The organism is Bacillus sp. FSL R5-0603 (assembly GCF_038050295.1).
GTDB classification, from domain to species: domain Bacteria; phylum Bacillota; class Bacilli; order Bacillales; family Bacillaceae; genus Bacillus; species Bacillus subtilis.
Genome location: NZ_JBBOYP010000001.1, coordinates 4,043,086 through 4,054,302, shown reverse-complemented (window position 1 = coordinate 4,054,302; position 11,217 = coordinate 4,043,086). Strand labels below are relative to the sequence as shown.

The following is an 11,217-nucleotide window of genomic DNA, read 5'->3' as shown; positions in this document are numbered from 1 at the left end:
CTTCCGGCACGTCCCTCCTTTTCTTAGAAAATGGTGTCTTTCTCTGTTATAGAACACAAAAAAAGAGCAAATGGCGCTTACCATTCGTACACATTAAATGTTGAAAACATATAATATAGTAGATAAATAGCTTTTCGACAAATTTCACAACTTGTGGACAACCTTCTACACAAGCTGTGTGAAATCAATCCACAACTTATCCACACTTTGTGGATAAAGAGGAAAGGTAGGATTAGTAATCAAGAGTTAAAACACAAATATAATACCAAAATAAACGAGAGCTTGCAATGGTTGTCACAATCTTATCCACAAAGCGGACAACCTGTTGAAAAAACCTTGTCCACAGGGGTTGGTAATGTGAAAATGTTGTCGATAACCTCTGTGGATACTAAAAAAAGCCGAAAAAGATATCCACATGCGTGATTTTAGGGGCAAATTGTTTGGATTTGTCTTTTTTCCGTAAAATTAAGGAATCTAAAAAATAAGGTTTCGAAAGTTGAAAAGGTATGGTATCCTATTATGGTTGCAAGAAATAAAAGCACTAGTGAAGTTGACAATGAATAGGTAACGCAAATATAATAAGTAAGACTGTCTTTAACAGCTATTCCTCGAGGGAGGTGTCATAAATGAAAAGAACATTCCAACCGAATAACCGTAAACGCAGCAAAGTTCATGGCTTCAGAAGCCGTATGAGTTCAAAAAACGGTCGTCTAGTTTTAGCACGCCGTCGCCGCAAAGGCAGAAAAGTATTATCAGCTTAGGCCACTGAATAATGTCAGTGGTCTTTTTTCACGTTATGGGAAAAGATAGATGTGATGCGTAATGAACCGGGGCATGCTTCCTGGTTCAGATGCATCTCATGTTCATAATAAATTTTAAAAGTTTCTGCCAGCCAGTATCGGAGTGAGTCATTTGAAGAAGCGAAATCGTTTAAAGAAAAATGAAGATTTTCAAAAAGTGTTTAAACATGGGACATCAGTTGCAAACCGCCAGTTTGTCTTATATACGCTTGATCAGCCTGAAAATGATGAACTGCGTGTCGGGCTTTCCGTCAGCAAAAAAATTGGCAATGCCGTGATGCGAAATCGGATCAAACGTTTGATTCGGCAGGCCTTTCTTGAAGAGAAAGAGAGACTGAAGGAAAAGGATTACATCATTATTGCCAGAAAACCGGCGAGCCAGCTGACATATGAGGAAACGAAAAAAAGTCTGCAGCATCTATTCAGAAAGTCTTCATTATATAAGAAATCTTCGTCAAAGTAGGCATCACCACTGCTTTCTTACAACTTTTAAAAGCGCTTCCTTTCTGGTTGATCAGAAAAAGACACCATTTAAAACTGAAAGATGCTAAAATACATACAAGTATGCTTTGCAATAAAAGAGTGTAAAGATTAATTATAGGAGGAAATGTTGTTGAAAAGGAGAATAGGGTTGCTATTAAGTATGGTTGGCGTATTCATGCTTTTGGCTGGATGCTCGAGTGTGAAAGAGCCGATCACTGCAGATAGTCCGCATTTCTGGGACAAGTACGTAGTATATCCATTGTCTGAGCTCATTACGTATGTAGCGAAATTGACGGGAGATAACTACGGGCTTTCAATAATTCTAGTTACCATTTTAATTCGTTTATTAATTTTACCGCTGATGATTAAGCAGCTGAGAAGTTCGAAAGCGATGCAGGCTTTACAGCCGGAAATGCAAAAGCTTAAAGAAAAATACAGCTCAAAGGATCAAAAAACGCAGCAAAAGCTCCAACAGGAAACAATGGCTTTATTCCAAAAGCATGGTGTCAATCCATTGGCGGGATGTTTCCCGATTTTGATCCAGATGCCGATTTTAATTGGATTCTATCATGCGATCATGAGAACCCAGGCGATTTCAGAGCATAGCTTCTTATGGTTTGACTTAGGAGAAAAAGATCCTTACTATATTCTTCCTATCGTTGCCGGTGTCGCTACATTTGTTCAGCAAAAACTGATGATGGCGGGCAATGCGCAGCAAAATCCGCAAATGGCGATGATGCTTTGGATTATGCCAATTATGATTATCGTATTTGCGATCAACTTCCCGGCGGCTCTTTCTCTTTATTGGGTAGTCGGTAACTTGTTTATGATTGCGCAAACTTTCCTCATTAAAGGACCTGATATTAAAAAAAATCCTGAGCCGCAAAAAGCCGGAGGAAAGAAAAAGTGAGGAATGTGACTGCTGCAGGGCGAAATGTCGATGAAGCAGTACAGTCCGGATTGCAAGAGTTGGGATTAACGAAGGATAAGGTAGAAATTACTGTTATTGAAGAGGGAAACAAAGGGTTTCTCGGTATTTTCGGTAAAAAGCCTGCGATCGTAAAGCTGGTTGAAAAGATTGATCCGATTCAGCAAGCGAAGTTATATCTTCAAACGATTGCCGAAGCCATTGCCGGGAAGTCTGATGTGACTGTTCAAGAAAGCAAAAAGACAGTGAGATATCATATAACAGGTGAAAAGGCAGCATTGTTAATTGGGAAAAGAGGACAAACCTTAAACGCCCTTGAAACTTTGACACAGCTTGCCCATAACCGTTATCCAGGCCAATATAAAAATGTGACGGTGGATGCAGAAAACTATCGTTTGAAAAGAAAAGAAACACTGAGCCAGCTGGCCATCAAGCTTGCTGACCAGGTTTTGAAAACGAAAAAGTCCATCCAGCTTGAGCCTATGCCGTCCAGCGAAAGAAAAATTATTCACGATACTCTTTCTGGATATGCAAACCACCAGATCAAAACATATTCAATGGGTGAGGGCGAAAATCGTCATCTCGTTATTTCCCATAAAAGATAGCATAAAACCGAAGTCCGATAAAAATTGGATTTCGGTTTTTTTGTATCCGAAAAATCCACTTTTCCTAGTAATATCAAGGTTTTGCCGTTTAAGTTTTTTCTTTTTAGGTGTATCCTGTTGATAAAAAGGAAGTTCAGGAAATAAAATTAATTGTTATTCACATGTGGATAAGTTAAAGTAATAAGGGACGAATTTCTATTTCTGTGGATAACAAATCTTCCACTTCGAACCAAACTATGTTATCTTTTAGTTTTGGCATAATAAAAATTTTTTTATATAGATGAAGTATAAGTAAAGAGAGGTGAACAACATGGATACAATTGCGGCAATTTCCACACCGATGGGAGAAGGCGCGATTGCGATTGTACGGTTGAGCGGACCAGAAGCCATTCAAATCGCAGATAAAATTTATAAGGGACCGAAGGGGAAAACACTCAGCTCGGTCGAATCACATACGATTCATTATGGTCATATCGTAGACAGACCTTCGGATCGTGTCGTTGAGGAAGTAATGGTATCAGTGTTAAAAGCGCCGAGAACTTTTACACGGGAAGATGTTATCGAGATAAACTGTCACGGGGGAATTGTGACTGTGAACCAAGTGCTTCAGCTCGCATTGAGAGAGGGAGCGAGACTGGCAGAGCCTGGAGAATTTACGAAACGTGCGTTTTTAAACGGGCGTATCGATCTTTCACAGGCGGAAGCGGTTATGGACTTAATCAGAGCGAAAACGGACCGGGCAATGAACGTTGCTATGAATCAAATGGAAGGGCGTCTTTCTGCTTTGGTGCGCCGTTTGCGTAGTGAGATTTTAGAAACACTGGCCCATGTTGAGGTGAATATCGATTATCCGGAGTATGATGATGTAGAGGAAATGACGCATCAGATTTTAGTCGAAAAGGCAACCGCCGTGAAAAAGGAAATTGAGACGCTGCTGAGGACTTCTGAGCAAGGAAAAATCTTGCGTGAAGGTCTTTCTACCGTCATTATCGGCCGGCCAAACGTAGGAAAATCATCTCTTCTGAACAGCCTCGTTCATGAGGCAAAAGCCATTGTAACCGATATTCCCGGAACGACACGGGATGTGATTGAGGAATACGTGAATGTAAGGGGCGTCCCGCTTCGTCTGGTTGATACAGCAGGTATTCGTGAAACAGAGGATATTGTTGAGCGAATCGGTGTTGAACGTTCTCGCCAGGTCCTAAAGGAAGCGGACCTGATTTTACTTGTGCTTAATTATAGTGAAGAGCTTTCTGAAGAAGACGTGAAGCTTTTTGAAGCCGTTGAGGGCATGGATGTTATCGTGATTTTGAATAAGACTGACCTTGAGGCGAAGATTGACACTGAACGTGTCCGTGAGCTTGCCAATGGACGTCCAGTTGTTACGACATCTCTTTTAAAAGAGGAAGGCATCAATGATCTGGAAGAAGCGATTCAATCATTGTTCTACACGGGTGCCATTGAAAGCGGTGATCTGACTTATGTCAGCAACACACGTCACATCTCTATCTTACAGCAAGCAAAACGCGCCATTGAAGATGCGCTTAGCGGCATCGAACAGGATGTCCCGATCGACATGGTGCAAATTGACCTTACAAGATGCTGGGAGCTTTTAGGGGAAATCATTGGAGATTCTGTCCACGAAAGCTTAATTGATCAGCTCTTTTCTCAATTCTGTTTAGGAAAATAATTAAAGGAGGAACTAGAATCATGGGGTATGAAGCAGGCCAATACGATGTGATTGTGATTGGCGCCGGGCATGCCGGTGTTGAGGCTGCCCTCGCATCTGCACGCCAAGGCGCCAAAACGCTTGTCTTGACCATCAACCTAGATATGGTTGCATTTATGCCATGTAATCCGTCTGTCGGCGGCCCCGCAAAAGGGATTGTCGTCCGCGAAATTGACGCGCTCGGCGGAGAAATGGGAAGAAACATCGATAAAACACATATTCAAATGAGAATGCTGAATACAGGAAAAGGTCCTGCGGTTCGTGCTTTGCGTGCGCAAGCAGACAAATTCCAATATCAGCACGAAATGAAAAATACGCTTGAAAAAGAACCAAACTTAACATTGCTGCAAGGAATTGTGGAGCGGCTGATCGTTGAAGACGGCGAATGCCGAGGCGTTATTACACAAACAGGCGCACATTATCGTGCGAAAGCAGTTGTCATGACGACAGGGACATATTTAAGAGGACGTATCATTCTTGGCGATCTGTCTTACTCAAGCGGCCCGAATAACCAGCAGCCTTCTATTAAGCTTTCTGAGCATTTGGAGGAACTCGGTTTTGACCTTGTTCGTTTTAAAACAGGTACGCCGCCTCGCGTTAAAAGCGATACGATTGATTACAGTAAAACGGAAATTCAGCCTGGTGACGATGTGCCTCGCGCTTTCTCATATGAAACAGTGGAATATATCACAGATCAGCTCCCTTGCTGGCTGACATATACAAGCCCTGAGACACATGAGATTATTGACAGCAACCTGCACCGTTCACCGATGTATTCCGGTATGATCAAAGGTACAGGTCCAAGATATTGCCCGTCCATTGAAGATAAAGTTGTACGATTTAATGATAAACCGCGTCACCAAATCTTCCTTGAGCCGGAAGGCAGAAATACACAGGAAGTCTATGTCCAAGGTTTATCTACAAGTCTTCCAGAAGACGTACAGCAAAGAATGCTTGCAACGATTCCTGGACTTGAAAACGTGCAAATGATGAGAGCCGGCTATGCGATCGAGTATGATGCAATCGTACCGACACAGCTCTGGCCGACACTTGAAACAAAAAAAATCACAAACCTTTACACTGCAGGCCAAATTAACGGAACTTCCGGTTATGAAGAAGCTGCGGGACAAGGGATTATGGCGGGAATCAATGCAGGACGAAAAGCGCTTGGAAAAGAAGAAGTGATTTTAAGCCGTTCTGACGCCTACATTGGTGTTCTGATTGATGACCTTGTGACAAAAGGTACCAATGAGCCATATCGTCTTTTGACATCACGTGCTGAATACAGATTGCTGCTTCGCCATGACAATGCTGATTTGCGTCTGACAGAAATCGGACACCGCATTGGATTGATTTCTGATGAGCGCTATGCGGCCTTTGAGAAGAAAAAAGCTGCGATCGAAGCGGAGAAAAAACGTCTTCATTCTGTAATTATCAAGCCGTCTCCGGAAAATCAAGAATATATCCGTTCTCTTGGCGGAAGCGAATTGAAAGATGGAGTTCGTGGCACAGACTTGATGAAGCGTCCTGAAATGAACTATGAAACAGTCACAAAACTGGCGCCGCCAGAAGTGCCCGTTCCTCAAGACGTGGCAGAACAAGTAGAAATCCAAGTGAAATATGAAGGATATATTGAAAAATCTCTTCAGCAAGTGGAAAAACTGAAGAAGATGGAAAATAAAAAAATTCCAGACCGAATTGATTATGACGCAATTAAGGGGATTGCGACCGAGGCGCGTCAAAAACTGAAAAATGTACGGCCTTTGTCTGTTGCCCAAGCTTCCCGCATTTCCGGTGTAAACCCGGCGGACATTTCAATTCTATTGGTGTATTTAGAGCAGGGACGCATTGCGAAGATAGCCGAATAGAAAGGATGACGGCATGAATATTGAAGAATTCACTTCTGGTTTGGCGGAAAAAGGGATCTCCCTTTCTCCCCGTCAGCTGGAGCAATTTGAGCTGTATTACGACATGCTGGTTGAATGGAACGAAAAAATCAATCTGACTTCAATAACAGAGAAAAAAGAAGTGTATTTAAAGCATTTTTATGATTCCATTACAGCTGCTTTTTATGTCGACTTCAATCAGGTGAACACGATTTGTGATGTCGGAGCGGGAGCGGGTTTTCCAAGTCTGCCGATAAAAATATGCTTTCCGCACCTCAATGTCACAATCGTGGATTCACTGAATAAACGGATCACGTTTTTAGAAAAGTTATCTGAGGCTTTGCAATTGGAGAATACAACATTCTGCCATGATAGAGCTGAAACGTTCGGGCAACGGAAAGACGTGCGTGAAAGCTATGATATTGTGACAGCGCGAGCAGTTGCGAGATTATCTGTTTTGAGTGAGCTTTGCTTGCCTCTGGTGAAGAAAAACGGTTTATTTGTTGCTTTAAAAGCCGCATCAGCTGAAGAAGAACTGAATGCAGGCAAAAAAGCAATCACGACGCTTGGAGGAGAACTTGAGAATATCCATTCTTTTAAGCTGCCTATTGAAGAAAGCGATCGTAATATTATGGTGATACGCAAAATAAAAAATACACCTAAGAAGTATCCAAGAAAACCGGGAACTCCTAATAAATCGCCAATTGAAGGGTAATTTAGACAGCCTGATATGACAATACCATCATATTTTCATCAAAATTGATGGATGTACAGCAGGAAAAACCATGAGAAAATAGAATTATAAAAATGGCAGTTTTTAAAGGTGGTGTAGGTACATGAAGCATTCATTCTCTCGTTTCTTCGGGCTTGGTGAGAAGGAACAGGAGCCGGAGATTGCTGAACATGATACAAACAAAGAAGAGATTCTGGAAATACCGGTAAATGCTATCGTTCCCAACCGTTTTCAGCCACGCACCATTTTCTCAGATGAAAAAATCAAAGAGTTAGCAATGACCATTCATACACACGGCATTATTCAGCCGATTGTTGTTAGGCATACAGAAGAAGAAGGCCAATACGAACTCATTGCAGGTGAAAGACGCTGGAGAGCGGTGCAATCGCTTGAGTGGGAAAAGATTCCGGCAATTATTAAGGATTTTTCCGACACGGAAACCGCTTCTGTGGCGTTAATCGAAAACTTGCAGCGGGAAGAACTGTCTTCTATTGAGGAAGCGCATGCTTATGCTAGGCTGCTTGAGCTGCATGATTTAACACAGGAGGCACTCGCACAGCGCTTAGGAAAAGGGCAGTCTACAATCGCGAATAAGCTTCGGTTATTAAAGCTGCCTCAGCCGGTCCAAGAGGCGATTATGGAGAAGAAAATCACCGAGCGCCATGCCAGAGCACTGATTCCGCTGAAACAGCCTGAGCTCCAAGTCACACTGCTCACAGAGATTATTGAGAAAAGTTTAAATGTAAAGCAGACAGAAGACCGCGTGGTGAAAATGCTGGAGCAAGGCCAGAGAAAGCCAAAGCCGAGACGCAAAGCATTCAGCAGAGATACAAGAATTGCGATGAACACGATTCGCCAGTCACTATCAATGGTGGAAGACAGCGGTGTAAAATTGAATACGGAAGAAGAAGAATTTGAAGAATATATTCAATTAACGATTCGCATACCAAAATAGAAGCTCTCCTGAAAAGCAGGAGAGCTTTTTATATTTTTAATAAAAGGTAATCACTTACTTTTAGTGAATATTATTATATTAGAATTCTTTTCTTTGAGCTTGTGGATAAATTCTTCAGATTTTTGCGGTGAAATCACTGCATGTCCCCATCCCCCCTGATAATATATTGTGATGGCATGGCGAGAGCCGATCAGACGAAAACCGGACCACAGTTTCTTTTTTTGAACGACTTTATCGATGTTTTCATAAGGAATTTGATGTTTGATCAATCCGGCTTTAATGATCAGATGGTGTTCCTTCAATACATATTTTAGGTCAATAAAGCTCCAAATGATGAGTCCATTTAAAAGAGTCAGCAGAATAAAAATGATCCAGCCGGAAACTCTCATATTTCCCAGCACAAAAGGAACAATGGCATCTGCTTGTATCAGTAATATGAGAAACACAATCATCAGCGTAACGGGTACATCTCTCTTCGTTTGATAAACCATTTTCTCACCATCCTGTTTCCACGTTCTGTACTGTGACTTCTTCTTTTTTTCTTTAAGAAATTCCTTTTTTAAGTCAAAAAAACATAGAAACTGCAGAATTTATAAGAGAAAGCATAAAGCGTGCTTGAATTTTCAATTATTTCCCTTCTGATTCGGAACAAAATGATGAAAAAAATGAAACGCTTTAATCTTTTTTTGATAGAATAGAAGCAAGATAGTACATGTTCATGTGAAAGTAGGTGACATCGTGGGAAAAATCATAGCAATTACGAACCAAAAAGGCGGGGTCGGCAAAACAACGACGTCTGTCAACCTTGGGGCATGTTTGGCTTACATAGGGAAAAGGGTTCTGCTGGTAGATATTGATCCGCAGGGAAATGCGACAAGCGGATTAGGGATTGAAAAAGCCGATGTAGAGCAGTGTGTGTACGATATTTTAGTAGATGATGCAGATGTAATAGATATTATTAAAGCAACGACAGTAGAGAACTTGGATGTGATTCCTGCGACGATTCAGCTTGCAGGGGCTGAGATCGAGCTGGTTCCTACAATATCAAGAGAAGTGAGATTGAAGAGAGCGCTTGAAGCAGTAAAGCAAAATTATGATTATATTATCATTGATTGTCCGCCGTCATTGGGCTTGCTGACGATTAACGCCCTTACAGCCTCGGATTCCGTTGTGATTCCTGTACAGTGCGAATATTATGCCTTGGAGGGTCTCAGCCAGTTATTAAATACAGTACGTCTTGTGCAAAAGCATTTGAATACTGATTTAATGATTGAAGGTGTATTGCTGACAATGCTTGATGCCCGGACAAACCTTGGCATTCAAGTGATTGAAGAGGTTAAAAAGTATTTTAGGGATAAAGTATATAAGACAGTTATTCCGCGTAATGTCCGTCTGAGTGAGGCACCGAGTCACGGAAAACCCATCATTTTATACGATCCGCGGTCAAGAGGTGCGGAAGTATATCTAGATTTAGCAAAGGAAGTGGCTGCGAATGGCTAAAGGCCTTGGAAAAGGGATTAATGCGTTATTTAATCAGGTAGATTTGTCTGAAGAGACAGTTGAAGAAATTAAAATTGCCGATTTACGCCCTAATCCTTATCAGCCAAGAAAACACTTTGATGACGAGGCATTAGCTGAACTAAAAGATTCTGTGCTGCAGCATGGCATTCTTCAGCCGCTTATCGTCAGAAAATCTTTAAAAGGCTATGATATTGTTGCGGGTGAACGGCGTTTTCGAGCGGCAAAGCTGGCAGGTTTAGATACAGTTCCGGCCATTGTCCGTGAATTATCAGAGGCGTTAATGAGGGAAATTGCTTTATTAGAAAACCTTCAGCGTGAAGATTTATCTCCGCTTGAAGAGGCTCAGGCATATGACTCCTTGCTGAAACACTTAGATCTCACGCAAGAACAGCTTGCCAAACGTCTTGGGAAAAGCAGACCGCATATTGCGAATCATTTAAGACTGCTGACACTGCCAGAAAATATTCAGCAGCTTATTGCCGAAGGTACGCTTTCTATGGGACATGGACGCACGCTTCTTGGCTTAAAAAACAAAAATAAGCTTGAACCGCTGGTACAAAAAGTGATTGCGGAGCAGCTCAATGTTCGCCAGCTTGAGCAGCTGATTCAGCAGTTGAATCAGAATGTTCCACGTGAAACAAAGAAAAAAGAACCTGTGAAAGATGCGGTTCTAAAAGAACGAGAATCCTATCTCCAAAATTATTTTGGAACAACAGTTAATATTAAAAGACAGAAGAAAAAAGGCAAAATCGAAATTGAATTTTTCTCTAATGAAGACCTTGACCGGATTTTAGAGCTTTTGTCTGAACGAGAATCATAAATGAAAAAACCATCTTTCAAACGAAGATGGTTTTTGTTTTATATGCGCCCAGTGAGCCTTTGCAGTGGATTAATGCGTTCTTGCCTCCACTCTGTCCGATCTGTTAAACTCAAACCTTCCGCTAGAACATTTGCCATATTCATGACCAAGTTGAGTCTAGTGTTCTGTAATACAAAATATTCCATGAAACCGCTCACATTCACGATTCCGTTAATATGAAGATCTCCCACTTCAGGAAGGTCTTTTTGTACACCGGCTCCGGGCTTTAATGGCCCGTCCCCGATTTGAAATGAACCCACACTCTTAACGCGGCCTAAGCATGCATCCACTGCTATAACAAATGGGTTTTTATGTAATTTATGAATGTCATTGATTTTATCCTTCATGTTCACAGCATGGACGGGGTCAGATAAGGTTCCGTAGACATGGAATCTGGTGAGCTGCATCTGTTTGAGTTTCATTCCTACGAGCGGGCCTAATGAGTCACCGGTTGAACGGTCTGTTCCGATACAAACCACGACAATTGGTTTGCCGGCAGCTTTACGTAAGGATGAAGAAAGGATGGTTTGGATTTGTTTTGCCGCTGCAGCATCTGTATGTGAAACATATTGCTTTACTCGTTCCTGAGAGGAAAAAAGCCCGCCTTTTCGATTCATGGGTTTCACTTCCTTGTTATAGTAGGTAACAGAATTGCTATGGTGTGTGTTTCGTTATGTAAGGTTGTTTACAGTATATCCAGCAGTATGATTTTTTATGC

12 protein-coding genes are annotated in these 11,217 nt (G+C 41.7%); 10 read left to right on the top strand and 2 right to left on the bottom strand.

The annotated features are described in order from the left end of the window. Window positions 1-626: 626 nt before the first annotated feature. From rpmH to noc, 8 genes are all read left to right on the top strand, one after another. Complete coding sequence (gene rpmH, locus NYE56_RS20885) at window positions 627-761, top strand: 50S ribosomal protein L34 (protein ID WP_003178075.1); 135 nt, start codon at window positions 627-629, stop codon at window positions 759-761. Window positions 762-912: 151 nt separating this feature from the next. Beyond that, window positions 913-1,263, top strand: a complete 351-nt coding sequence (rnpA, locus tag NYE56_RS20880; RefSeq protein WP_003242628.1) for a ribonuclease P protein component — start codon at window positions 913-915, stop codon at window positions 1,261-1,263. Between the two features lie 144 nt (window positions 1,264-1,407). After that, window positions 1,408-2,193 carry a YidC family membrane integrase SpoIIIJ gene (gene spoIIIJ, locus NYE56_RS20875; RefSeq protein WP_010886648.1) on the top strand — a complete coding sequence of 262 codons (786 nt, stop codon included), beginning with the start codon at window positions 1,408-1,410 and terminating at the stop codon, window positions 2,191-2,193. Further along, complete coding sequence (gene jag, locus NYE56_RS20870; RefSeq protein ID WP_268556293.1) at window positions 2,190-2,816, top strand: RNA-binding cell elongation regulator Jag/EloR; 627 nt, start codon at window positions 2,190-2,192, stop codon at window positions 2,814-2,816. The genes spoIIIJ and jag overlap by 4 nt, the downstream gene beginning before the upstream one ends. A 310-nt stretch (window positions 2,817-3,126) precedes the next feature. Continuing rightward, complete coding sequence (gene mnmE / locus NYE56_RS20865) at window positions 3,127-4,506, top strand: tRNA uridine-5-carboxymethylaminomethyl(34) synthesis GTPase MnmE (RefSeq protein WP_080530025.1); 1,380 nt, start codon at window positions 3,127-3,129, stop codon at window positions 4,504-4,506. A 20-nt stretch (window positions 4,507-4,526) separates the two neighbouring features. Beyond that, window positions 4,527-6,413: a tRNA uridine-5-carboxymethylaminomethyl(34) synthesis enzyme MnmG gene (gene mnmG, locus NYE56_RS20860; protein ID WP_003226825.1), complete on the top strand. Its 1,887-nt coding sequence runs from the start codon at window positions 4,527-4,529 to the stop codon at window positions 6,411-6,413. Between the two features lie 13 nt (window positions 6,414-6,426). Further along, complete coding sequence (gene rsmG, locus NYE56_RS20855; RefSeq protein WP_015250777.1) at window positions 6,427-7,146, top strand: 16S rRNA (guanine(527)-N(7))-methyltransferase RsmG; 720 nt, start codon at window positions 6,427-6,429, stop codon at window positions 7,144-7,146. 121 nt (window positions 7,147-7,267) lie between these two features. After that, window positions 7,268-8,119, top strand: a complete 852-nt coding sequence (noc, locus tag NYE56_RS20850; RefSeq protein ID WP_003226829.1) for a nucleoid occlusion protein — start codon at window positions 7,268-7,270, stop codon at window positions 8,117-8,119. A 50-nt stretch (window positions 8,120-8,169) separates the two neighbouring features. Here the strand turns inward: noc and NYE56_RS20845 are convergent, their stop codons facing one another. Continuing rightward, window positions 8,170-8,610 (bottom strand): PH domain-containing protein, encoded by a 441-nt coding sequence (locus NYE56_RS20845; protein ID WP_003244005.1) that lies wholly within the window; start codon window positions 8,608-8,610, stop codon window positions 8,170-8,172. Between the two features lie 247 nt (window positions 8,611-8,857). Between NYE56_RS20845 and soj the strand changes: the two genes are divergently transcribed. Next, window positions 8,858-9,619, top strand: a complete 762-nt coding sequence (gene soj / locus NYE56_RS20840) for a sporulation initiation inhibitor protein Soj (RefSeq protein ID WP_003219244.1) — start codon at window positions 8,858-8,860, stop codon at window positions 9,617-9,619. Further along, on the top strand, window positions 9,612-10,460 hold the full coding sequence (gene spo0J / locus NYE56_RS20835) for a stage 0 sporulation protein Spo0J (RefSeq protein WP_341284366.1): 849 nt from the start codon (window positions 9,612-9,614) through the stop codon (window positions 10,458-10,460). Before soj ends, spo0J begins: the two co-directional genes overlap by 8 nt. Window positions 10,461-10,498: 38 nt before the next feature. Here spo0J and yyaC read toward each other — a convergent pair whose 3' ends face one another. Continuing rightward, entirely contained in the window at window positions 10,499-11,116 is a 618-nt protein-coding gene (gene yyaC, locus NYE56_RS20830; protein ID WP_003226834.1) for a spore protease YyaC, read from the bottom strand. Window positions 11,117-11,217: the final 101 nt, after the last annotated feature.